Consider the following 23,995-nt stretch of genomic DNA (forward strand, 5'->3'; position numbering starts at 1 on the left):
GAGGCTGACATTCCGCGCCTGAAATCTGCAGTCGGCCAAAACTCCCTGGTCCAAGGTCATTTCAGTATGCGCCGACGACGTCCGTTCCGGCTACAGTTCGAGAGGGTTCAGCACTGCGGACCGTTCATCCATTATCGGAATCACGATCATCCGGTTCGAGATCTCGTGTCTGGCCGCCTTTTCGACAAGGAGAGGCACGAAATCACGTATCCGACACCCCGCAAAACGTTGGTGAATTGTTCGCACTCTGTTTTCGATCTCCGGTGGAGGAACATTCGGATACCGGGAAATCAGGCGAGTGATCACCCGCTCGACGTGGAGCAACTCTTCGTCGCCAGTCATCAATTAATACTCGCGCCGATCGCTGACACCGTCAAGACTCGAAACGGGCTCGAAAACAACACGATTCGAGTCGCGATCCCGGAGAGAATAGGTTGACCGAATACGGGGCATACACATACGAGCGGACGATGCCCCGCGCGCTCACGTCTCCAAGGAGTGGAAGTGGGAAAGAACGCTCGGATTCTTCACGACGACGCGGCACTCGTCGCAGAAAAACCGATGAAGAACAAGGTATACCGCCACGAACTCAAGCCGATGCACGGTGAGCTCGTGGCTTTGCAGGAGTGGGTCAAATCGTCTGGCGCCAAGGTCTGCATCGTGTTCGAAGGCCGAGATACCGCGGGGAAGGGCGGAGTAATCAAAGCCATCACCGAACGCGTGAGTCCACGAGTGTTCCGGGTGGTTGCTCTACCGGCGCCGACCGAGCGAGAGCACTCGCAGATGTATGTCCAGCGTTACGTCCCACATCTCCCGGCGGCGGGCGAGATCGTCATCTTCGACCGAAGTTGGTACAACCGTGCCGGAGTCGAACGAGTGATGGGCTTTTGCACCGAAGAACAGGCTCATCAATTTCTCCAGCTCATTCCGACCGTCGAACGCGCGATCGTGGAATCGGGAGTCATCCTGCTCAAGTACTGGCTCGAGGTCAGCGAAGAACAGCAGCTCTTACGTCTGCAAAGCCGGATCGACGATCCTCGAAAGATCTGGAAGCTGTCGAATCTCGATCTGAAGTCGTTCAGTCATTGGTACGACTACTCGCGTGCTCGCGATGAGATGTTTCGCTTCACCGACACCGGCTGGGCGCCCTGGTATGTCGCGAACAACGACGACAAGAAACGCGGACGACTCAACATCATCAGTCACATTTTGAGTCAGATCCCCTACGAGCCCGTGCAATCCACTGACATCACCCTGCCGAAACGGCAGAAGGCCCACGGCTACCAGACGCCCAAACAACCGCTTCACTGGATTCCGACCCGGTATTGACGATCGCCAAGGAAAGGACGTGCGGTCATGAGCCCCACGCCGTGGCATGCGCAGAGTGGCGAATCAGTCGTGTCCGTACTGCAGTCGGACCAGCAGCGCGGACTGCAATCGAGTGAGGCCGACCAACGTCGACAACGCTACGGGTCGAACGAAATCACCTCGACGCCACCGCCGTCGACGTGGTCGATCGCACTGTTGCAACTGAAAGATCCGATGAACTTGATGCTCGTCGCCGTGGCCGCGGTCAGCATCGCCATCGGTGAAGTGCCGACAGCGATCGTGGTGGCGGTGCTCGTCGTGCTCAACATCGTCCTCGGAACTCGACAGGAGTTGAAGGCACGGGCCAGCGTCGACGCGCTCGCCAAGATGCAGACACCCCAAGCGCGGGTCATTCGTGACGGGAACCTGATTCAACTCGACGCTACCGAACTGGTGCCGGGTGACGTCGTCCAAGTCGAGGCAGGAGACATCATCGCTGCCGACGGGCGGTTGCTCGCCTCGACCACCCTGGAGACACAGGAAGCCGCATTGACCGGGGAAAGCGCGCCGATCCCGAAGGACCCGAAAACGCTGAGCAATGAGGATATTCCACTCGGAGACCGCAGCAATCTGGTGTTCCAGAACACCTCGGTCACCCGCGGCACAGCGACCATGGTGGTCACCGAGACCGGAATGCAGACGCAGATCGGCCAGATCGCGTCGATGTTGTCGGCCGTCGCCCCTGGCAAGTCGCCACTGCAACGAGAATTGGACTCTCTCACCAAACTTCTCGGCATCATCGCGTGGACGGCCGTGATCGTCATCGTCGTCATCGGACTCATTCGTGGTCAGGACCTGACAACGCTTCTGCTCCTTGGTATCGCGATGGGAGTGTCCGCGATTCCGACCGGCCTGCCAACCTTCGTCCAGGCAATGCTGGCCTACGGGGCCCGTCAACTGGCCGACGCCAAGGCCGTCGTGAAGAACCTGACCGACGTCGAAACTCTCGGCGCGACCAGTGCAATCAACTCGGACAAGACCGGCACGCTGACCATGAACCAGATGACCGTCCGATCGCTGTACGTCCACGGCCGTTGGTACACGGTCGACGGCGAAGGCTACGCCAAAGCGGGAAGGATCACGCAGGTTGCCGGCGAGGCACCGCCCGACTTCACCCTTCTCGCATACGGACTGTGTCTCGACAGCGATGCAACGGTTTCCGATTCCGGGGAAGTTGTCGGCGACCCGACCGAGGCCGCACTCGTGGTGCTCGCGGCAAAGATCGGTGCCGACGCACCACTCACCAGACGGACCTACCCGCGGGTGGCGACGGTTCCGTTCGATTCCGCGTACAAGTTCATGGCCACGTACCACCATCTCGAAGTCGACGGCGTAAGTCAGTTCGTCGGATTGGTCAAGGGCGGACCCGATGTCGTCCTCGCTCGGTGTTCTTCGGCCTTTCTCCCCGGCCGTCGGCAGGTCCCGATCGAGGAAGTCCGAGACGAACTCACGGCAGCAAATCAGTCCATGTCCGAGAAGGGTCTTCGGGTGCTGGCATTCGCGGTCAGACGCCTCGACGGACGGGAAGACGCTGTCGTGGCGGACCCTATGTCCTTTGTCGAGGACCTGACGTTTGTCGGTATGGCAGGCATCATCGACCCGCTGCGTCCGGAGGCGGTCGATTCGATGCGAACCGCACACCGGGCCGGCATCGAGGTCCGCATGATCACCGGCGACCATGCCATCACCGCCGCCGCGATCGGTGCCGAACTCGGACTCGGCCCGGGCGCGGTCGGCGGAGCCGAATTGCAAGCGATGACCGATGACGAACTCTCGGCCGCGTTGCCGAACCTGCACGTGTTCGGCCGAGTCACTCCGCAGGACAAACTTCGCTTGGTCGATGTCATGCAGAGCGGTGGCGCCGTGGTCGCGATGACCGGAGATGCTGTCAACGACGCCGCCGCGTTGAAGAAGGCCGATATCGGCGTCGCCATGGGCTCGGGCAGTGAGGTAACCAAACAGGCGGGCAAGATGGTGCTCACCGACGACAACTTCGGAACCCTCATCACCGCGATCACCTTGGGCCGCAACATCTACGGGAAGATCGTCTCGTACATCCGCTACCAGATGTCGAAACTCTTCTCGTTGGTTCTCCTCTTCCTCGCTGCGAGCATCTTCAACATCAACGAGGGTGTGGCACTGACACCGCTGATGGTGCTGTTCCAGCACTTCTTCATCACACTGTTCCCCGTCGCCGTGATCATGCTCGACCCGCCGCCACCGGATCTGATGAACAAGCCGCCACGCGATCCCAAGATGCCGATCGCACATCGAAGCGCAGTCGCTCAGTGGCTCGCGTACGGCGTCTTGCAATTTGCCGTGACACTCGCAGCGATGCTTCTCGCGCCCGGCGAAATGAGTACTACTGAGGCGAATGTCCCCATGACCACCGCATTCGTCGTGCTCTCTCTCGGTTCGATATTCGCTGGGTTGACCATGCGGCGTGATCCCGAGTCCGGACTTGTTCCGCCGGTTCTCGGTGCCATCAAGATCTTGACCATCCCCACGGTCGTGACCGTATTTGCCGTCGAGGCGGGTGTTCTCCAGGATCTCCTCATGACAACCTCACTGACCGGCGCCCAGTGGCTCGTCTGCCTAGGCTGGTCGCTGATCATCCCGGTTGTCGTCGAGTTGGAAAAGGCGATCCGACGCCGCCGCCTCTCACCGACACCTGTCGCCATCACCGCGACCACTGCAGTTGCCCCCGAGCGCGCCCGTCACTCCGCTGAGGGAGGGACAATCACACGATGACGTGGACGGAGGGTCTAGGTCGGCTACCGGGGATCGCGACTGCCCGCGGGTACCGCCGCGAATGGCTGCGAACCGACATCACAGCCGGGCTCGTCTTGACGGCCCTGCTGATCCCGGCGGGGATGGGCTACGCCGAGGCCGCCGGATTGCCCGCGTACGCCGGTCTGTACGCAACCATCGTGCCGTTGCTCGCGTACGCGGTAGTCGGACCGTCGAAGATTCTTGTACTCGGGCCTGATTCGTCGCTGGCACCGCTCATCGCCGCCGCAGTCATACCGCTGGCGGTGGTCGGCGATTCGGAGAACGCGCTTGCACTCGCCGGGGTTCTCGCCGTTCTTGTCGGGCTCATCCTGGTGATCGGCGGATTCCTGCGTCTGGGTTTCGTGACCGAACTCCTCTCGAAACCGATCCGCCTCGGCTACCTCAACGCCATCGCGCTCGTCGTCGTAATCGGTCAGATTCCCAAGCTGCTCGGTTTCTCCGTCGACGCGTCCGGCCTCCTCGGTGAAATCGGTGAGATCGGAAAGGCTCTGGCCGGTGGAGATGTCGATCCCCTCGCTGCCGTCATCGGCGTGGGTTCGCTCATTGTCATTGTGGTCTTCCGGCTCTGGGTACCTGTTGTACCCGGTGTGCTGGTCGCCGTCGTCGCGGCAATAGTCTTGTCCGCCGCCGCCGGTCTCACCGATGACATCGGCATGGTCGGCGCACTGCCGGAAGGACTTCCCCTCCCCTCTCTCGGTGGAGTCACCTGGCAGGACGTCGGGCACCTGATCGGACCGGCGGCAGGTATCGCGCTGATTGCCTTCGCCGACACCGGCGTTCTCTCGCGCACCTTCGCCGCCCGCCACGGCGAGGACGTGAACGGCAGTACCGAGATGAAGGCGATCGGTGTCGCGAACGTGGCCGGCGGACTGTTCGGCGGATTTCCGATATCGGCGAGCGGATCACGGACGCCGGTAGCCGAACAGAGTGGGGCGCATACACAATTGGCCGGTGTCGTCGGAGCACTCGCCGTCCTGGTGTTTGTCCTCGTCGCTCCCGGACTGACGGCATATCTGCCCGATGCAACACTGGCCGCCGTCGTCATCGTCGCCGCGTGTGCACTGATCGACGTGGGCGGCATGGTCCGCATGTGGCGCATGAGCACCGTGGAATTCGGCCTCGCCGTCGCGGCGTTTCTGGGCGTTGCCCTGGTCGGGGTGCTTCAAGGCATCCTTGTTGCGATCGGACTCTCCTTCGTAGCGGTCATCGCGCAGGTATGGCAGCCACATCGAACCGAACTCGTCGAGACGGGCGAACCCGCGGGATTCCACGACGTCGAACGCCACCCGGACGGACATCGCATCCCCGGCCTCGTGTTGGTGAGATTTGACGCACCACTGTTTTTCGCGAACGGCGAGATCTTCGACGAGTACGTTCGCTCCGTCGTCGCCAAGGCACCCGACCCGGTCGAATGGGTGGTCATCGCCGCCGAGCCGATCACCGGGCTCGACACGACCGCCGTCGACGAACTCGTCGATCTGGATACATTTTTGGAGGGCAAAGGAATTCGATTGGCATTCGCGGAGATGAAAGGTCCGATCAAGGATCGACTCATCCGATTCGGGGTCGGCGACAGGTTCGATTCGACGCACTTCTACCCGACCATCGAAGCGGCCGTGAACGCATTCCGCACCCGAACCGGCGACTGACAACGCCAGGCAATCGGGAGCCTAAGCTGCATTAGGTACCGTTTGGTATGGGATTCACGACGGACAACGTTCCGGCTCGCCGTATCGCTCAGGTCGCCGGGGTGGGTGGGATTGCCGTCGGTGTCATTGCGCTGATCTCGTTGTACTCCACCAAGCCGATCAACCCGTTGATCGCCGTGGCCTCCTTTGTCCCGATGCTGCTTGCAGTCACACTCGCAGCGTCCCTGATATGCCTGGTTTTTCGCCGCTGGATCCTGCTGGCGATCTCGGTAGTACTGACAGCGGTGGGCGCGTCGGTGATCAGTCCACTGTATGTAGCAAACAGTTCCGAAATCGACGGGCCGTCTCTGCGTGTAATGCAAGCGAACCTTCTCTTCGGGCAGGCAGACCCCGTCAGTTTGACTGCGACGGTGCGTGAGAAGGCAGTCGATGTCCTGACGGTTCAGGAACTGACCACATCACTCGAAGGCTCTCTGAGAGATCAAGGGCTCGAGCAACTGCTGCCGCATCACTACTTGGTACCGGACGAGGCCGGCGGGGGTGGCGCAGGTATTTACAGCCGTTATCCACTGACGGAAACTCGGGAATTGAACGGCTTCGGACCTACCAATCTTGTTGCCGAAGTGGGATTCTCAACCCCGTTCACCCTTCTGGCGGTTCACCCCGGACCGGCGTACGTGACCCCGCCCGACGTGTGGACTGCCGAGCTGAGCACTTTGCGAAACGCGCTCGACGCTGCTGCCGCCGAGGGAACCGTCGTCGTCAGTGGCGATTTCAACACGACCTTCACGCACAAGCAATTCCGTGACCTTCTCGACGTCGGCTACTCCGATACCGCAGACCAATTGGGAGTCGGCATCGTTCGCACCTACCCGGCGGACAAAAAATTTCCCGCGATCGTCGGCATCGACCATGTACTTCTGCGGGGTGCACAGGCGAAGTCTCTCGAGCGCATCGAGATCGAAGGTTCCGATCACTACGGCTTGATCGTCGACGTGGCGATCCCCCAGTAACCGGAGAGCACCCGATCCGCGCGAACGCGTTACGGATCACCCGTGCTTCGGCATGCTTCGACCCGACACATCGATTGTTCGATGTAGATGATGCGGCGTACGCAGGACGATCGACCGGTCCACCACGGATACGCCCGGAAACTGCTCGGCGAGATAACCTTCCAAACGCTGCACGTCGTCGATCGAGCGCAGCCACACCGCCAATGCGATGTCGTAGCTGCCGATCGTCGAAGCAACAAGCCTCGCCTCACGCAGGAGGGAAAGGCGCTGAGCAATGGCTTCCTTTCGCCCCTCGAGACGTAAGAAATACCAGGCGTAGACCGGCCAGCCGGAGTAGGGCCGAGCAATCTCCGTGCGGACGACCAGGCGCTCCGTCGACAGCTCGTGAGAAAGGAGCGCCCCGGCGCGAGCCGGCGTGACGCCGAGGGCTGCAGCGAGAGCCGAGACGGTAATTCGTGGTTCGCGAGAAAGGATGTCGAACAGCTTCGACTGTTCCTCTTCGCTGGCGCGTACCCCACGACTCTTCGCCGCCGGGGCCGACTCGAGCGCGGCAATTTCTTCCGCATCGAGAGCACGTAGACGCCAGTTTCGTGCGTCGGAATTCGCCGAGGACACGATCTGAGTTCGCATCGCAGTGACCATGGGCAGCGATCGTGTTCGTTCCAAGACATACCTGGACAATTGATCGAGGTCAGTGCAGGTGAGCGTGACGAGTAGATCCCGATTGCCGGTTGTGAGATCGACTGTGAGAACTTCGGGATCGTGCGCGATCTGTTCGGCCACGCTCAAGGTCTGTGCCGGTGCGCATTCGATCTCGAGCAGTGCGGTCGCCGACACGATGGGACCCCCACGGTACGCAGCGATCCACGCTATCCCTTGCGAGTGCAGACGCTCCCAACGCCTGGTCAGGGTGACCGGGTCGGAACCGATCGCGCGTGAAAGCTCGGACCACGAGGCTCGCGGCCTGATCTGCAGTGCGTTCAACAGTCGAAGATCTTCGTCCTTGAGCACCTGATCCTGCACCGAGGACCTCACTTTCAAAAGAATGCTGCACCGAAACAGGATCGAAACGCATCGATCCTAACTTCATCACATCAATAGTCCACCAAATCCTGAACCTCGAGAACGCTTGCTTCTTGCGTTCGTTCGCCCCCTCGAGAAAGACACCGACATGACCGAAGCATTCCCTGTCTCGCATGACGATTCTCCGGTCAGCGATCAAACCGCGACGCAAAAGGTCGTTTTCGCCTTGAGGTCGCCACGCCTGTGGATCGTGGCGATTCTGCTCCTCGCGCTTGCGGCAGGTGCCCAACTGATCGGCCCCGCAGTGATTCCTGTCGGCGCTGCCGCCATCACGATCTTGCCCATGGTGTGGGGACTGATTGCCGGCGGTGTCGTCTCGAGTCAGAAGTGGAAACCTCTCGGCCTCGATCTTCAGGCCGCAGCCTCGGCAATCATGGGGCTGGCTGTTCTCTTGCTTTGCGCGAGACTGTCTTTCACCATCGGCCCGAACATCCAACTGTTGTTCGAGGCGGGCCCCGCCCTGCTACTGCAGGAACTGGGGCACTTGTTCGGCACTATCGCTCTCGCACTCCCGCTGGCGGTACTCCTTCGGATGGGACCGGCCACCGTCGGAGCCACCTTCTCCATCGACCGCGAGGGGTCCTTCGCGATGGTCAGTGAACGCTACGGTCCCGATTCCGACCACTACCGTGGTGTCCTGTCGATGTACGTCTTCGGCACTCTGTTCGGTGCCGTGCTGATCAGCCTGATTGCGTCGCTGGCTACATCCTTCAACATCTTCGACCCCCTTGCATTGGCGATGGGTGCTGGGGTCGGATCCGGCTCGATGATGGCTGCCGCTGCCGCCAGCGTCGTTTCGGCGCACCCCGAGATGGCCGACCAGGTACTCGCCGTAGCGGCAACATCCAACATCATCACCGGCCTCCTCGGCGTGTATGTCGGCATGTATGTCGCACTCCCCCTTGCCGATCGAATCTACGGCGCACTCACCAAGCGCTCGAAGACGACCAGCGAACGGAAAGCCGACACGGCCCCACGAGCGGTTGCGCCGAGCGTCACCGTGCCGCTGACCACCATCGTTCCGATTCTGTTCGTCGGTGGGGTCATCGTCTCCTCGATCGCAGCGGGTGGCGTATCTCGATCGATCATCGTCGGTTACCTGATCCTCACCGGATTGTTGCTCCTGGGCGTCGGCGTGGCCCGCCTGACGCGCGGCAAGATCGCGGCGATGATCGCAATCATCACCATCGGCGCCTTGGCGACAACACCGTGGTCCCCCATCGGTGATTTCGTCTCGAGCACCGTCGGGACTGTCGACTTTCTCTCGATCTGCACCCTCACCTTGACTGTCGCAGGTCTCAGCCTCGGCAAGGACCTTCCCTTGCTCAAGACGATCGGCTGGAAGATCGTGCCCGTCGGAATCGTCGCGATCCTCGCCTCTTACCTACTTTCCGTGGTCGTCGCGGAGTTCGCGCTGGGCCTCTGGCACTAGAACTGCACCCGAAGACGCTGAGAACCGAAGACACCGCGATCCGAAGACACAGAGAACCAAAGATGTTGAAAGGAAGCAATACCCATGTCCATCGCTGACACCCTCACCCACACAGACTCGGTTTCGAGCACGATCGAGAAGTGGGCATCACGCCTCATCGATGTCAGCCACACGATCCATGCTCACCCAGAGCTGGCATTCGAAGAGCATCGGGCGTCCGCCCTCTTGGCGGACGCCGCACAGGAAGCCGGCTTCACTGTTACTCGCGCCGCCTACGGCCTCGAGACGGCATTCGAAGCTGTGCGAGGCTCCGGCCCCTTCCGCGTCGTAGTCTGCGCCGAGTACGACGCCCTTCCCGACATCGGTCATGCGTGTGGACACAATGTCATCGCCGCTGCCGGACTGGGAGCAGCGATCGCGCTCGGAGAGGTCGCGGAGGAACACGGCCTGACTGTCGTCCTTCTCGGTACGCCGGCCGAAGAACATGGCGGCGGGAAAGTCTTGCTGCTCGAACGTGGCGCATGGGAGGGCGCGGCGATGTCGATCATGGTCCACGGCGCTGCAGGTGAAGACGTCAGTTGCACCGTCACCGGAACGCAGGCAGTCGACCGGTTCGACGTGACCTACACCGGACGAGCCGCACACGCGGCCGCTGCGCCACACAAGGGCATCAACGCAGGTGACGCCGCCACGATCGCCTTGGTCGCCATCGGACTTCTCCGTCAACAACTTCCGTCCGACGTCAGGCTCAACGCCTACGTCGAGCACGGCGGCGAAGCAACAAACATCATTCCGGCCTCGACGTTGGTGCGAGCGGAAGTTCGGGCCGCAGAACTCGACGTGCTGTTGGACGCCAAGCGTCGCATGCTCGCCTGCTTCGAGGGCGCAGCTGTGGCCAGCGACTGCTCCTGGTCGACCGAACGCGCCGAACCGCGCTACGAGGAGCTTGTTCAACATCGCGTGCTGGCGACGATCTGGGACGAGGAGATCGCGAGCCTGGGCCGCACCGCGGCCGCCAGAACTCCCCTGACCGGCGGCTCGACGGACATGGGCAACGTGTCGAAGGTGGTCCCCTCGATCCACCCGATGATCGCGTTGCGCGGCGTCACCGGAGTTCCTCACACTATCGAGTTTGCCGCTGATGCCCGCTCCGCAGCGGGCGACGAAGCTGTTCTGCACGGAGCAATCGCAATGGCGCGCACAGTGATCCGAGCCGCCACCGGGGACTCGCGCTCCAACCTCCTGACGATTGCGGCCCAGCGCGAGTCAGGAGCGACCACCGTCACGAGCGCCGAATGAGCACCACCGGCGTCTACGTTTCCGCTCTCGAATTCTTCTCCATCGGCATCGGACCCTCCAGTTCACACACGGTCGGTCCGATGCGCGCCGCCCACACTTTCGGCGGCGAGCTCTCCGCCGCCGGCTTGACCGCGTCGGTCGACCGAATTCGCTGCAACCTGCACGGCTCTCTCGCCGCCACCGGAATAGGTCACTGCACTCCCGACGCGGTGATTGCGGGACTTCGTGGGTTGGATCCTGAAACGTGCGAGCCGACCGACGTTCACGGGCGATGGGCCGAACTGTCGGACGGCGGATCGGTGATGCTCGTCGGCGGTTCACTCGGACATGTTGTGTTCACTCACGAGGACATGGTGTTCGAGCCGCTCGTTCGCCGTCACGGGCACCCCAACTCGATGACACTGACGGCCTTCAACGGTCGCGAAATCGTCTGTACGAGTACATATCTGTCGATCGGTGGCGGATTCGTCCTGCACGCCGGAACGGAGACGCAAGCAAGCGCGCATTCGATCAACTCACGCTATCGAACCGCGAAAGAGCTACTGGCGGAATGCGACTCCGGAACTATCGCCGAACTGGCACTGTCGGACGAAATCGCGATGCATGGCCAGGATCGGGCATTCACCGGCATCGACGCGATCTGGTCCGCGATGCGCGCATGCATCGAACGCGGTACCCAGACCGAAGGTGTATTGCCCGGGCGTCTCGGAGTTCGCCGACGAGCACGGTCTGCGAACACTCAACTGGAACAACGTAACTGCGACCCCTCCTCACGCGAGTGGCTGACCGTCTACGCCATGGCGGTCAACGAAGAAAATGCAGCAGGTGGCCGCGTGGTAACGGCTCCGACGAACGGCGCTGCGGGCATCGTGCCGGCGGTGCTCTATCACCACATACGCGCTACGGGCGCCGGCGCTCACGACGTTCGAACCTTTCTCCTCACCGCTGCCGCAATCGGATCGATCATCAAGGCGAATGCCTCGATCTCGGGTGCGGAGGCGGGGTGCCAGGGTGAAGTCGGAGCTGCCTGCGCGATGGCGGCAGCCGGCTTGTGCGCTGTCATGGGCGGATCACCACGACAAATCGAGAATGCAGCTGAGATTGCCATGGAACACCATCTGGGGCTGACCTGCGATCCGGTTGGTGGCCTGGTCCAAATCCCCTGCATCGAACGAAATGCCGTAGCCGCCTCGACTGCAGTCACCGCAGCTCAGCTCGCATACCTGGGTGATGGGACGCATGTGGTGAGCCTCGATACCGTCATCGAAACCATGCGCCAAACCGGAAACGACATGTCCGTGCGTTACAAGGAAACCAGTGAAGGCGGACTCGCCGTCAATGTCGTCGAGTGCTGAGGGATGTCGACGGCAGCGGCGACGGCGGGCGGACGCCATCACCGGAAATATCATCCTCTCGAACGATGAAGTCCGGTGTACCGATTTCTACACTCGTTGACATGACTTTGTGGACGGTGACCAGATGATCGCTCATCACGCTGGAGGAATCCCACTGCACCACTCTCCACTGCGCTCGACGCAGTCCTCCGGTCGCAAGATCGCCACGTTGATCGCGTTGGTCGCCGGTTTCTCCGCTGCCTTCGTTCTCGCCCCGGGCATGCTGACGAGTAGGCCGGGCGATGGGTACGCAGGCGAGGGGGAACTCGTCGAGACGGTCCGCGCCGCGTTCGTCGAATACTGGAGTTCCGGTGTCCAAGCCTTCTCTCCGAGCTTGGAGTCCGCTGTCGACTACTGGCTGCGTTACCACGTGGCCAAGGCTGTGATCGCGGTAATCCTGCTGACGGTTCTGCTCGCACTCGGCCGCATGGTCAAGGCGTCGTTCGTGAACGCCGGCTCTCTGACGGTTGTAAAGAAACTCGCATTCGTCTCGGCGGGAGGCCTGGTCACGCTCCTCGCGCTGTTCTCTTCGGTACTCGTGATGGCAAATGTCCAAGGTGTTGTCGCACCCTTCTCCTCGCTGATCTCGATGTTGCCCGTGGCCCAGACGGATGGGGCACTCTCCGAAACTGTCGGGCAGGTCCGACAACAGCTCGCTCAGTCGACGGCCACCGGAAATCAGCAAAGTCCCGCCGTCGAACTGATGATCAGCGACTTCGCGCGGTATCACTTGGCCATGGCGGTGATCGCGCTGATCGCGGCAGCAATATCACTGGCCGTGACTGTGGTCGTGTGGGCACGCTTCGCGAGAACGGCACGATCCGACAGGCGGACGAGATTCATGTCGGGGTCGATAGGCCTTCTCACTGCACTGTTCACGCTGGGATTGATCGTTGTCGGCGTAGCAAATATGGGCACCGCGGCAGACCCCGCACCGGCGCTGGCGGCGTTCTTCGACGGCGGGCTCTGACCCAAGTCAAGGGTTCAGGCCAGGGTTCCGTAGTCCCCCGGTACCGGTTGAGGAGGTACCTGGGGACTGCGTCTGCCGTACCCGGGGTCGATGTGTGAGTGCCCTCGGACAGGCAGAGTTCGACTCATGAAAACCGGAGCAAGACGCATCATGCTTGTCGGCCTGTGCAGCGCCATGGTTGCCGGCGCTGTAATCAGCTGCAGCACGGACAAATCCGCAGACAATCCCACATCCACCACTGACAAGGTCATGGACTCTGCCATCACCGGCCAGCTCGATTCGATCATCGACGCTGCGGTGAATTCGACGGGGATTCCCGGTGCGATGGTGGGCATTTGGGGACCCGACGGCAACTATGTGAAGGTTGCAGGAGTCGCCGACACTGCAACCAAGGCACCGATGGAGACCGACTTCTACCACCGGATCGGTAGCGTCACCAAGACATTTACCGTCACCGCCCTGCTGCAATTGGTCGACGAGGGAAAGATCGGTCTCGACGATCCGATCTCCCAGTACGTCGACGGGGTCATGGAAGGTGATGCGATCAGCTTGCGTCATCTGGCAGGGATGCGCAGCGGCCTCGTGGACTACACGACGTCTGAACAGTTTGTGATGGAATATCTTTCGGATCCTCGCCGAACTTTCACACCGGAGGAACTCGTCGGATACGTCAAGGACCTCCCACTCCAACTTCGACCAGGGACCACCGTCGACTACTCGAACACCAACACTATTCTGCTGGGAATGGTGATCGAAAAGGTCTCCGGCTCAAAACTGTCGGACGTCATCGACACCAAGATCACGACACCACTCGGCATGGAGCACAACAGCTTTCCCACGACCAACGCGTTCCCGACACCACACGCACAGGGGTACACCAACCAAACGCTCGACGAATCCGTGACCGCGGCGACGGACTGGAATCCGTCGTGGGGCGGCGCCGCGGGTGCAATGATCTCGTCGTTGGACGACATGCGCATCTGGGTTCCGGCGCTGGCCAAGGGCGATCTCCTCACCGACGACACTCAGAAGCAGCGCCTGCAAACCGTGAACTTGAGCGAAGGGGACGACAGCTCCGGCTACGGACTCGGATTGTTCAACAGCGGTGGCTGGATCGGTCACAACGGAAGCCTGCCCGGCTACAAGACAGTCTCGGTCTACTTGCCCGAGAAGGACACCACCCTGGTCGTCTTCATCAACACCGACATCGACGGCGAGACTGATCTGACCAGCGCATTGATGGCACCGATCACCAAGTTGATCAGCCCCGACAACGTCTACGGCTGATCACCTCAGGTCCGATCCACAATTCGGACAAAAGTGACATACCGGGTTCGATCTGTCGATAAGCTCGACCGTCGGCAGATCGAAACCCGAAAGAGGCGCTCATGGGATCGTTGAACGACTGGCTACTCAACAGCGACAGCCCGCTCGTGGGCATAGTCGGCGGCATCCTGCTGACGATCGCAATGCTCTCCGGCGGTACGGGCATGTAGCCCATTCACATCAGCATGTGATTCGTGACATCTTCACGTGACTCAACGAACATGTTCGTTACGAACATGTTCGTGTACCGTGAAAATATGCCCAATCAGCCAGCAAGTCCATCGAGCCGACGCAATCGTCCGGCCAAACCCGCTCTGACACGCGAGGGCATCGTCAGTACCGCGGTGGAAATCTTGCGGTCGGAGGGGTTGCAGAAGTTGACCATGCGTCGACTCGCCCTCGAACTCGACACCGGGCCGGCGTCGCTGTACGTGTACGTTCAAAATACCGCCGAATTGCACGCCGCCGTTCTGGACGAACTGCTCGGAGTCGTGGACCTCGCCGAAAATTCCTCCGGCACTTGGCAAGCGCGCCTCGAACGGGTGCTGACGTCCTACACGGCCATACTGTTCGATCATCCCGGCCTTGCCCAGTCGGCTCTCGTTTCCCGGCCCAGCGGAGTTCACTACGTACGCCTGCTCGAGCGCCTGCTGGCATTGCTCGACGAAGGCGAAGTCCCTTCGGGTCAAGCCGCGTGGGGCGTGGACTTGCTGCTGCAGTACGCGACGTCCACTGCTGCCGAACACTCGGCGCCGAACAATTCCGCCGACTCGGATGCCCAATGGAGCGCGTTGACCGACGCAATCCGGAACGCAAACCCGCAGACGCACCCACTCGTCGCAGGCCATGCAACAGCTCTACTTGCCGGTGAACCCACCGCGCGCCTCTCCTGGGGATTCCGCACGCTCATCACGGGCATCGAGAACACCCCACTCACTTCTTAGGAACCCACCATGAACCACTACCCCATCGCAATCATCGGCGCCGGCCTCGGCGGCCTCACCCTCGCCCGAGTCCTCCATCTCCGCGGAATCGATTCGGCGGTATTCGATTTCGAATCCGGACCAACAGCTCGGACCCAAGGCGGGATGCTCGACATCCACGAAGACTCGGGCCAGATCGCGCTTCGTGCCGCAGGCCTCTACGACGAGTTCCGCGCACTCGTTCATCAAGGCGGCGAAGAGACACGCGTCCTCGATCGAAATGCCGTCGTGCACCTGAGCGAGCAGGACACCGGAGACGGCGACCGCCCGGAAATCGACCGCGGCCAGCTGCGTGACCTACTGCTCAGCTCAATTCCGAAAGAAACAATCCGCTGGGGAGCAAAGGTCCGCAGTGCCCATCCGTTGCCGGACGGTCGGCATGAAGTCCACCTCGTGGATGGCACCCACTTCACCACCGATCTCCTGGTCGGCGCCGACGGCGCGTGGTCGAAAATTCGCCCACTGGTTTCAAACGCCACTCCTGCCTATACCGGAGTATCTTTCGTGGAGTTCGACCTTCACGACGCCGACAACCAGCACGCGAAGGCCGCTGAAACAGTCGGCGGCGGAATGATGTTCGCGCTCAGTGCCGACAAGGGCTTCCTTGCCCACCGTGAGACCGACAACAGTCTGCACATCTATGCCGCCCTGCGAGTTCCCGAGAACTGGTCAGCGAGTGTCGACTTCTCCGACGATCATATTGCGAAGAAGATTCTGCTGGAACACTTCTCGGACTGGGACGAGTCGCTGCGGTCACTGATCGTCGAAGCGGACAGCTCGCTGACCCCTCGCCCCATCCATGCTCTTCCCATCGGGCACAGTTGGAGCCGTACTCCCGGGGTCACTCTGCTCGGGGACGCAGCGCATGTCATGTCGCCGTTTGCCGGAGAGGGCGCGAACCTGGCAATGCTCGACGGCGCCGAACTCGGCCAGGCGATCGCGTCACATAGCGGCACGGAGGAAGGACTTGCTGCCTACGAAGAACGACTCTTCCCACGCAGCGCCGCATCGGCACAACAGTCGGCTGACGGTCTGGACATGTGCTTCGGCGAGAACGCACCCCAGGGGCTCCTGGACATGTTCAACTCACAACCGTGACCTGACGAATTCGGATCAGGTCGTCATGCCTCGAGGGCAAGCGACGAAGACAAACCACGGTGGGCTTCGACTTCATCGAGCAGTTGGTGGGCTTTCTGCTCGACCACGGACAGTGCATCGGCGCCGGCGACCCACCGACGCGGGGGTAGCGGCGAATCGACAAGTGCCACAAGTGCCGCGGCAAGTTTCACCGGATCCCCACCCTGGGCACCGTTCATGCTCTTCCACGCTTCGACGGTCTTGCCAGTCCGGGCGTCGTAATCGTCTATCGACAATTCAGGCCAGATCGACGACGCACCCTCGACAAGCAGTTCGGTCCGGAAGAATCCCGGCTCCACGATCGTCGTCCCGATTCCGTACGGTTCGACGTCGAATCGCAATGATTCCATCCAGCCCTCCAGCGCAAATTTCGACGCGGCGTAGGCTGCGCAAAACTCCTGACCAACCAGGCCCGCAAGCGAACTGACAGTCACGACATGTCCACCCCGTTGCCTACGCATCACCGGCAACACCGCCCGTGTCACATTGATCGGCCCGAAAAAGTTGGTCTCCATCTGAGCGCGAAGTTGCGCCGGACTGACAACCTCGAAGAACCCGGCGTAGAAGTTTCCGGCGTTGTTCACCAGCACATCGATTCCACCGAATCGTGCAACTGCCGTGTCCACCGCAGCATATGCGGCTTGTTCGTCGGTGATGTCCAAGGCAATCACCAACAGGTCGTCATGCTCACCGATCGCTGCAGAAACACGGTCCGCATCACGCCCCGTTGCCACCACCGCGTGCCCGCCGGCAAGAGCCGCCTGCGCAATGTCGACTCCCATGCCCCGGCCTGCGCCGGTTACGAACCAGACCTTCTTGTCACCCATGTTCACTGTCCTCCCGTTTGATGGAGTCCAGTACAGAACAGATTCCACGGGCCTGGGAGTGCCTATCGTTCCCGGTAACAGCAGACCCCCTCGACGCCCCTCCTACTCGCGAAGAGTCGTCAAGAAGGCAATACGGTCACCACGGTAGAGCGAACGAACGCGCTCGATCGGCACACCCTCCGGATCGACGGAGGTCCGGTGCAGCAGAAGCATCGGCATCGAGGTCGTGGACTCGACGAGCGTTGCCTCACGCGGTGACGCGAGCACCGTCTCGATCCGTTCGGTTGCGGAGGCGAAGACCACGCCGATGGAACGGATGGCCGCGTACAGCGACGTCGTGGCATCGAAAGCGTCGAGCATTTCACCGAACCTGCTGTCCGGCAGGAAGGTTGACTCGAGTCCGATCTTCTCACCGTCGGCGAAGAGGACACGCTCGAGATGAACGACGCTGTCGCCCACCTCGATACCCAACTCCGTGGCGAGACCGTCGTCGGCCGACATTCGTTCGAACGTCACAACCTTACGACTGGGCACTCGCCCAGCACTCAGTGCGCCTTCGGTATAAGAACGAATCGAGAGCGGCTGAACCAACTTCGGACTCGCGACGACAGTGCCCCGCCCCCGCCGCTCGATCCGTCCTTCGACAAGGAGATCACGAAGCGCTTGACGGACCGTCTCGCGAGCGACAGTGAACCGTGCCGCCAATTCCCGCTCGGACGGGACTGCGTCGCCCTCCTCGAGCCCACTGAGAATGGTCTCGATCTCGGTGCGCACCCGGTAGTACTTCAGCTCCGGTTCGATCACGACGCTCGAGGTCCCCGGCCCGGTGGACGTCTGCTGATTCATGGCGCAAGCGTACAAGAATTCGGTCTATACCAATTGTTAACCTGGAGTTCGTCTCGATTCCCCCTATTGGTCTAGACCAAACGTCACTATCTCTACATGCGAATTTTGATTGTTGGCGGAGGAATCCTCGGAACGGCGCACGCCGACGAGGCAATCCGCCGGGGACACGACGTCATCCATCTCGAACGCGAGCCCGAAGCCCGCGGTGCAACGGTACGGAACTTCGGATTGGTCTGGGTATCCGGGCGTGCTCCGCACGAACTCGAAGCCGCGCTGCGTTCGCGCGAGCTGTGGGCGGACCTTGCCGCCCGTGTCCCCGGCGTCGGATACCGCCCGGCCGGCTCCATCACCCTCATGCGCACCGAGGAGGAGGTCGCGGTCGCGCAGGAAGCATTCGCTCGGCCGGACGCCGACAACCGAGGGTTCGCACTTCTCGATCCCGACGCCGTTCGCGTCGTCAACCCCGCGCTCCGGGGCAAGTTTCTCGGCGGACTGCACTGCACCCTGGACGCCGCTGTCGAGTCACGGCAAGCGCTCCCCGCCATCCGTTCTTACCTCGAATCCACCGGCCGTTACACCTTCCACGCCGGAACGGAAGCCCGCGAGCTCACGACGAACACCCCCGGCGTACACATCCGCGACGATCACGGTCGCAACTTCGACGCCGATCTCGTGATCGTCTGCCCCGGAGCAACACTCGGCGGATTGGCCCGCGATCTCGCCGGCGATCTCCCGTTGCGACGTGTGCGCCTGCAGATGATGCAGACCGCCCCACTCGGCGAAAAGCTCACCACCGCAATCGCTGACGGTGACAGCTTCCGCTACTACCCCGGTTTCGCCGGATCTGCCCTCGATCACCTTCGCACGGTGCAGCCACAGGAACCGACTGCCGAGGAGCACCGCATGCAACTCCTGTGCGTGCAGCGCTTGCACGGCGGTCTGACCATCGGTGACACCCACGAATACGAGGAGCCCTTCGACTTCGACGTCGACGAGGCGCCCTATCGCCATCTGTCCGGAGTGGTGGAAACACTTCTGGGGCGCGATCTTCCGCCCATCGTCAAGCGATGGGCGGGCGTCTACAGCCAGTGCCTCGACCCCTCACAACTTGTTCACCGCGCACAAGCCGCCGACAACGTCTGGGTGGTTGCCGGTCCCGGTGGCCGCGGCATGACGCTCGGCCCGGCACTGGCGGAACAAACCGCCGACCAGCTCGGTCTCTGAATCCTTCCGACAAGAAAGACTTCTCATGTCTCCCATCACCCTTGCCGTTCTCGACATGGCCGGCACCACCGTCGCCGACGACGGACTGGTTCTTCGCGCGTTCGCCGCCGCTGCCGAAGCCGGCGGACTGCCTGCCGAAGGCCCGGAAGCCGACGCCGCTCGCCAGTACGTCCTCGACACCATGGGCCAGTCGAAGATCGTCGTGTTCCGGGCGATCTTCGGTGACGAAGACCGTGCCCAGGCCGCGAACGCCGCCTTCGAAACCACTTACGATTCCCTCATCGACCAGGGCCTGGCCGAGCCGATCCCTGGCGCGGAGAAGGCGATCACCACACTGCGCGAGGCCGGCATCAAAGTTGCCTTGACCACCGGATTCAGCCGATCGACACAGGACAAACTCCTCGTCGCGCTCGGCTGGGAAACCCTCGCCGATCTCACCCTCTCCCCCGCCGAGGCCGGTCGCGGTCGACCGTACCCGGACCTGATTCTGACTGCCCTGCTCAAACTTTCGATCGACGACGTCCACCAGATCGCCGTACTCGGCGACACGTCCAACGACGTGCTCAGCGGCATTCGTTCCGGCGCATCCATCGTCGCCGGAACTCTGACCGGCGCACACGACGAGCAACAGCTTCGCGACGCCGGAGCCACCCACATCGTCCCGTCCGTGACGGAGTTCGCCGAACTCCTCACCCACTCCTGATCTCACCTCCGAAAAAGGAATCGTCATGCGTCTACGCCCGAGCATCGCTGCGGCCGCTCTCGCCGTGTCCGTCCTTTCGTTCACCACTGCCTGCGGTGGCACCGGCACTGCTGCCGGATCAGATACCGAGACCGTCACCGTCTACAGCGCCGACGGTCTGTCCGGTTGGTACAAGGGAAGATTCGACGCCTTCACCGCGCAGACCGGTATCGCCGTCAACCTCGTGGAAGCCGGATCCGGCGAGGTCGTCTCGCGGGTCGAGAAAGAACAGTCCAACCCACAGGCGGACGTGATCATCACGCTGCCGCCGTTCATCCAGAAGGCCGACGCCCAAGGTCTGCTCGAGCCCAGCGGAATCGACACCTCCGCCGTTCCCGCGGACGAGAAGGACGACGCCGGCAAATACGTACCCGTCGTCGAGAATTACCTCTCGTTCATCGCCAATCCGACTGCATCACCCGCCCCACAATCTTGGGACGATCTGCTCACTGATCAGTTCAAGGGCAAGTTGCAGTACTCCACGCCCGGCCAGGCCGGCGACGGTACCGCGGTGTTGTTGCTGCTCCAGCATCTGATGGGCAAGGAAGGCGCACTCGACTACCTCGGAAAGCTCCAGGCCAACAACGTCGGTCCCTCGTCCTCCACCGGAAAGCTCCAGCCCAAGGTCAGCAACGGGGAACTCCTGGTCGCCAACGGTGACGTCCAGATGAACCTCGCCTCCATCGCCGACGACGGCTCGAAGTTCGACATCTTCTTCCCCGCGGGAGCCGACGGCACTCGCACCACCATTGCACTGCCCTACGTGATGGGCCTCGCCAAGAGCGCACCGAGCAGCGAACAAGCCAAGAAGTTGATGGAGTTCCTGCTCTCCGAAGAATCCCAGAAGACCGTCGCCACCGATGCACTCGGCGTATCGGTCCGCGAGGACGTCCGAAGCAGTGCCGGTGAATCGACCGACAAGAACACGCCTTCGGGAGTTCTGCAGGGCGTCAACGTGTGGACCCCGAACTGGAACGACGTCCTCAGCTCGCTCGACGCCGACATCGCCGCTTACCAGAAAGCCACCGGGAGCTGATCATGGCAAGAACCAGACTGGGGCGGACGCTCCCCGAGACCGTCGGTGTTCACGGAGCGATCGAACATTCCGCTCCGGCCATCACCTTCGATCGCGTCAACGTCGCCTACGGCCGCGGGAAGACCGCAACCCATGCACTCGTCGATTTCAATCTGCGAGTGGCACCGGGTGAAACTGTGGCACTGCTGGGGCCCAGTGGATCCGGCAAGTCGACCGCCCTGAAGGCCCTCGCGGGATTTGTCCGCCCCACGTCCGGTTCCGTCAAGCTCGGCACCCGAGACGTCACCAATCTGCCTCCCGCACAACGCGGTATCGGCGTCGTCGTTCAGTCGTACGCTCTTTTCCCGCACATGCGAGTTTCCGAGAACGTAGCCTTCGGACTCCGAGCCCATCGCGTGCCGCGCTCGGAGATCGGCCCTCGCGTAGCCGAAGCCCTCGACATGGTCGGGATGTCGGCGTACGGAAAGCGCCTTCCCCGTGAGCTTTCCGGCGGTCAACAGCAGCGAATCGCAATCGCCCGAGCCTTGGCAATTCGCCCTGGAGTACTCCTCCTCGACGAACCACTGGCCGCCCTGGATGCGCAACTTCGCGAGAGCATGCTCGGCGAACTGGCGAGACTGCGCGCCGCACTACCTGACACAGCCATGCTCTATGTGACGCACGATCAGAGTGAAGCCCTGGCGCTCGCAGACCGAATCGCAGTGATGCGCAACGCCAGACTCGCGGACATCGACACCGCCGAGGCCTTGTGGAAACGCCCGCCGTCCAGCTTCACCGCGGCCTTCCTCGGGGGTGCCAACCTGTTGCCCTGCACCGTCACACGCGTCATCGGCACCTCCGCACTGGTCTCGATCGGTGGCACGCCGTTCACCGCTCACGCCCCGCAGCCCGAGATCGGGCACATCGAATGGGAGTCCGACATGGACGCCTACCTGTGTGTTCGTCCACACGCGGTAGGCGTAACCGGCGTCGGCGCACGAGGATCATTCCCGGCGCGCATCGTCTCGAGCGTCTGGCGCGGTTCCACGACGCGTCTGACGCTGGCTGTCCGTGGCCTCGACGACGTCCGCGTCGACGTGGATGTTCCAGAGCACGACGAACGACCGGTCGACACCGAAGTGGGCGTCGTCTTGCCCACGGACGGCAGTGTCCTGGTTCCGGCGGATCGCCACCCATGACGACAACCTTGGAACGCCCCGAAACCGCTGTGCCCCAGCACAAAGACCCGATCCCGTGGCGCCGGATCGGGTGGACGCTACCGCCACTGCTTCTAGTCCTCGTGTTTGCTGTCTACCCCACTGCGCGTGTCCTCACGGAATCGCTGAGCACCGGAAGCGGCACCGGGTTGTCCACGTGGTCCTCCGTGCTCGGTTCGGAACTGTTCAGGACCGCACTCTGGCGGACCATCCAGATCGCCGTGGCGTCGACTCTGGGGTGCCTGATCCTGGGAACCTTCCTCGCCTTGGTGCTTGCCTTCGTTCCATTCGCCGGATCCAAGGTGGTGGGGCGATTGATCGACACCGTGCTCGCCCTGCCGTCATTCCTGATCACGCTGGCGTTCACGTTTCTGTACGGCACGGCCGGCGCCGTCAACGCCTTGATCATCAGCATCACCGGCGACGCGAGCGGCCCGCTGAACTTCCTGAACACTCCGTTCGGAGTCATCGCGGCCGAAATCACCTTCTTCACGCCCTTTGTCGTGCGTCCGCTGTTGGCCGCGTTCACCCAGATTCCGCGTGAACAGCTCGACGTTGCAGCCAGTCTCGGCGCGTCACCCGTCCGAGTTCTGCGGCAGGTGGTGATGCCGGAAGCGTGGCCAGCCCTCCTGGCCGGTGGATCACTCGTACTTCTGATGACACTGAATGAATTCGGCATCGTGCTCTTCACCGGAGCAAAAGACGTCGTAACTCTTCCGGTCCTCATCTACACCCGCGGCATTGTCACCTTCGACTTGCCCGGCGCGGCAGTGATCGCGACGGTCCAGGTCGCACTCTCACTCGGCCTGTACTGCCTCTACCGATTCACCTTCAACAGATTGATGGGAGGCAGCCGTGCTGCTGTGGACACGAAGCTCTAGGGCTCTCGTACTCGGATTCTTCACCCTCGTCGTCGCGGTGGTTTTTGTCGCGCCCATCGCCACCGTCGTCGCGGCTGCCTTGGCCGGATCGTGGACCGGTCCACTTCCGTCGAATCTCGGCGGCAAGAACTTCTCCACGGCGCTGTCCGACGAGAACTTCGCCAGCCTGATCGTCAGTTTGCAGACTGCATTCATCGCGGGGGCATTGGCATTGATCGTCGGAACGTGGGCCGCGCTGGCCTCTCGTGAGGCACCGATGTGGCTGCGGCGCATCACCGATGCCGTATTCCATTTACCGATTGCAGTTCCGTCGGTCGCGATCGGCTTGGGTCTGTTGATCACTTTCAACGAGCGCCCACTGCTGCTCGGCGGCACCAAATGGATCGTGATTCTCGCTCACACGGTTTTGGTGCTTGCCTTTGCCTTCAGTTCCGTATCGGCCGCGCTCGAACGGCTCGATCCCGCCTACCGTCAAGCTGCCGAATCACTCGGCGCCGGCCCAGTGCGGGTGCTGACCCGGGTGACGCTACCGCTGCTGCTCCCAGCGTTGGGTGCGGCCGCCGGGCTTTCCATCGCACTGTCGATGGGTGAGCTGGGCGCAACGGTCATGGTCTACCCGGCGACATGGAAGACCTTGCCGGTCAGCATCTTCGGACTCACCGACCGCGGCCAGGTATTTCTTGCCGCAGCAAATACGACACTGCTGCTCGCAGTTACCCTGATCGCCCTCATGGTGGTCGGCAGAATCCGTCGGCGCTGACCTTGCTGTGCGCCTTTATTAACCGCCCGCGGTTAA

General features: G+C 62.0%; 21 protein-coding genes. 17 read left to right on the forward strand and 4 right to left on the reverse strand.

All coding sequences use genetic code 11. The features are described from left to right. Positions 1–90: 90 nt before the first annotated feature. Positions 91–342 carry a three-helix bundle dimerization domain-containing protein gene (locus RE4_RS31690; RefSeq protein ID WP_019748020.1) on the reverse strand — a complete coding sequence of 84 codons (252 nt, stop codon included), beginning with the start codon at positions 340–342 and terminating at the stop codon, positions 91–93. A gap of 219 nt (positions 343–561) precedes the next feature. Between RE4_RS31690 and ppk2 the strand changes: the two genes are divergently transcribed. From ppk2 to RE4_RS25390, 4 genes are read left to right on the forward strand one after another with little or no spacing between them, the layout of a single operon-like run. Continuing rightward, positions 562–1,329: a polyphosphate kinase 2 gene (gene ppk2 / locus RE4_RS25375; RefSeq protein WP_153212522.1), complete on the forward strand. Its 768-nt coding sequence runs from the start codon at positions 562–564 to the stop codon at positions 1,327–1,329. 27 nt (positions 1,330–1,356) lie between these two features. Next, positions 1,357–4,119 (forward strand): cation-translocating P-type ATPase, encoded by a 2,763-nt coding sequence (locus tag RE4_RS25380; protein WP_060939580.1) that lies wholly within the window; start codon positions 1,357–1,359, stop codon positions 4,117–4,119. After that, a complete protein-coding gene (locus RE4_RS25385; protein ID WP_019748017.1) occupies positions 4,116–5,810 on the forward strand; it encodes a SulP family inorganic anion transporter in 1,695 nt (564 codons plus the stop codon). The genes RE4_RS25380 and RE4_RS25385 overlap by 4 nt, the downstream gene beginning before the upstream one ends. Before the next feature lie 47 nt (positions 5,811–5,857). Next, a complete protein-coding gene (locus RE4_RS25390; protein WP_020969367.1) occupies positions 5,858–6,823 on the forward strand; it encodes an endonuclease/exonuclease/phosphatase family protein in 966 nt (321 codons plus the stop codon). A gap of 36 nt (positions 6,824–6,859) precedes the next feature. Here RE4_RS25390 and RE4_RS25395 read toward each other — a convergent pair whose 3' ends face one another. After that, a complete protein-coding gene (locus RE4_RS25395) occupies positions 6,860–7,858 on the reverse strand; it encodes an Lrp/AsnC family transcriptional regulator (protein ID WP_238077137.1) in 999 nt (332 codons plus the stop codon). A gap of 136 nt (positions 7,859–7,994) precedes the next feature. Here RE4_RS25395 and RE4_RS25400 point away from each other — a divergent pair, with 136 nt between their 5' ends. The 7 genes from RE4_RS25400 (at position 7,995) to RE4_RS25430 (ending at position 16,408) form a co-directional block, all read left to right on the forward strand. After that, complete coding sequence (locus RE4_RS25400) at positions 7,995–9,338, forward strand: DUF3100 domain-containing protein (protein WP_060939600.1); 1,344 nt, start codon at positions 7,995–7,997, stop codon at positions 9,336–9,338. Positions 9,339–9,422: 84 nt separating this feature from the next. Next, the gene (locus RE4_RS25405) at positions 9,423–10,637 is read left to right on the forward strand and encodes an amidohydrolase (RefSeq protein ID WP_046378407.1); all 1,215 of its coding nucleotides are present in this window, start codon (positions 9,423–9,425) and stop codon (positions 10,635–10,637) included. Continuing rightward, on the forward strand, positions 10,634–11,992 hold the full coding sequence (locus RE4_RS25410) for an L-serine ammonia-lyase (protein WP_060939581.1): 1,359 nt from the start codon (positions 10,634–10,636) through the stop codon (positions 11,990–11,992). The genes RE4_RS25405 and RE4_RS25410 overlap by 4 nt, the downstream gene beginning before the upstream one ends. A 124-nt stretch (positions 11,993–12,116) precedes the next feature. Further along, positions 12,117–13,001 carry a hypothetical protein gene (locus RE4_RS25415; protein ID WP_238077138.1) on the forward strand — a complete coding sequence of 295 codons (885 nt, stop codon included), beginning with the start codon at positions 12,117–12,119 and terminating at the stop codon, positions 12,999–13,001. A gap of 126 nt (positions 13,002–13,127) precedes the next feature. Further along, positions 13,128–14,288 carry a serine hydrolase domain-containing protein gene (locus tag RE4_RS25420; protein ID WP_060939583.1) on the forward strand — a complete coding sequence of 387 codons (1,161 nt, stop codon included), beginning with the start codon at positions 13,128–13,130 and terminating at the stop codon, positions 14,286–14,288. Positions 14,289–14,584: 296 nt separating this feature from the next. Then, positions 14,585–15,271 carry a TetR/AcrR family transcriptional regulator C-terminal domain-containing protein gene (locus RE4_RS25425; protein WP_020969360.1) on the forward strand — a complete coding sequence of 229 codons (687 nt, stop codon included), beginning with the start codon at positions 14,585–14,587 and terminating at the stop codon, positions 15,269–15,271. Positions 15,272–15,280: 9 nt separating this feature from the next. Continuing rightward, complete coding sequence (locus RE4_RS25430; RefSeq protein ID WP_060939584.1) at positions 15,281–16,408, forward strand: FAD-dependent oxidoreductase; 1,128 nt, start codon at positions 15,281–15,283, stop codon at positions 16,406–16,408. Positions 16,409–16,431: 23 nt separating this feature from the next. On the opposite strand, the gene RE4_RS25435 is transcribed toward RE4_RS25430, so the two are convergent. Then, positions 16,432–17,274, reverse strand: coding sequence for an SDR family NAD(P)-dependent oxidoreductase (locus RE4_RS25435; RefSeq protein WP_042951642.1), 843 nt, complete (start codon positions 17,272–17,274; stop codon positions 16,432–16,434). 102 nt (positions 17,275–17,376) lie between these two features. Beyond that, positions 17,377–18,120: a GntR family transcriptional regulator gene (locus RE4_RS25440; protein ID WP_051720809.1), complete on the reverse strand. Its 744-nt coding sequence runs from the start codon at positions 18,118–18,120 to the stop codon at positions 17,377–17,379. A 96-nt stretch (positions 18,121–18,216) separates the two neighbouring features. On the opposite strand from RE4_RS25440, the gene RE4_RS25445 reads away from it, so the two are divergent. Genes RE4_RS25445 through RE4_RS25470 form a run of 6 tightly spaced genes read left to right on the forward strand, consistent with a single transcriptional unit; the run spans position 18,217 to position 23,959 of the window. Next, a complete protein-coding gene (locus tag RE4_RS25445; protein WP_060939585.1) occupies positions 18,217–19,344 on the forward strand; it encodes a TIGR03364 family FAD-dependent oxidoreductase in 1,128 nt (375 codons plus the stop codon). 25 nt (positions 19,345–19,369) lie between these two features. Next, on the forward strand, positions 19,370–20,047 hold the full coding sequence (locus RE4_RS25450) for a phosphonatase-like hydrolase (protein ID WP_020907384.1): 678 nt from the start codon (positions 19,370–19,372) through the stop codon (positions 20,045–20,047). A gap of 25 nt (positions 20,048–20,072) precedes the next feature. Beyond that, positions 20,073–21,122: a 2-aminoethylphosphonate ABC transporter substrate-binding protein gene (locus RE4_RS25455; protein ID WP_020969356.1), complete on the forward strand. Its 1,050-nt coding sequence runs from the start codon at positions 20,073–20,075 to the stop codon at positions 21,120–21,122. A gap of 2 nt (positions 21,123–21,124) precedes the next feature. Further along, positions 21,125–22,300 carry an ABC transporter ATP-binding protein gene (locus RE4_RS25460; protein WP_060939586.1) on the forward strand — a complete coding sequence of 392 codons (1,176 nt, stop codon included), beginning with the start codon at positions 21,125–21,127 and terminating at the stop codon, positions 22,298–22,300. Then, positions 22,297–23,199 (forward strand): 2-aminoethylphosphonate ABC transporter permease subunit, encoded by a 903-nt coding sequence (locus RE4_RS25465; RefSeq protein ID WP_019748000.1) that lies wholly within the window; start codon positions 22,297–22,299, stop codon positions 23,197–23,199. The genes RE4_RS25460 and RE4_RS25465 overlap by 4 nt, the downstream gene beginning before the upstream one ends. Next, entirely contained in the window at positions 23,174–23,959 is a 786-nt protein-coding gene (locus tag RE4_RS25470) for an ABC transporter permease (protein WP_029255145.1), read from the forward strand. The genes RE4_RS25465 and RE4_RS25470 overlap by 26 nt, the downstream gene beginning before the upstream one ends. Positions 23,960–23,995 lie beyond the last annotated feature (36 nt).

Source organism: Rhodococcus erythropolis NBRC 15567 (assembly GCF_001552595.1).
Classification (GTDB): domain Bacteria; phylum Actinomycetota; class Actinomycetes; order Mycobacteriales; family Mycobacteriaceae; genus Rhodococcus_F; species Rhodococcus_F erythropolis.